A 414-nucleotide genomic window follows, 5' to 3' on the forward strand; every position below is an offset into this window, starting at 1 on the left:
TTCTTACCATAGCTCCTGCCGCCGCTGATCTTTTCCAGCTTTATCAGCCCGGCATAACTCAGGTAATGCCCTTTGTTGACAAAACGAAAGGGTGTCACCACACGGGCTACGATCTTCACCGCATGAATATCACCAATGCCGGGTAGGCTCTTTTGGTTTCTGATCTCAGGATAGGTCCGGGCAAGCCGTTTAAATTCCTGTTCATAGTGTTTTTTTTCTTCTTCATAGGCCGATATCTGTTTGTCCAGGCTGTTCAACACAAATTGCTCACTCCGCAAGTTCAGCTTGACGTTCTCTTTTTCATGCCCGTTTTTTCCGCAAACCCTGAGTAAGGCATAACGCTGATTTTGTAATCGAACGCCCAGCTTGATCAGGTCTTCATAGCCGCTTACAATCCTTCGCAAGTATACAAAT

Annotated in this window: 1 protein-coding gene; it reads right to left on the reverse strand. The window is 46.1% G+C overall.

The features are described from left to right. A partial coding sequence (locus ACYQ11_RS22155) for a transposase (RefSeq protein WP_459926014.1) occupies positions 1 to 414 on the reverse strand: 414 nt, incomplete at both ends.

This window comes from Desulfatiferula olefinivorans (genome assembly GCF_054657895.1).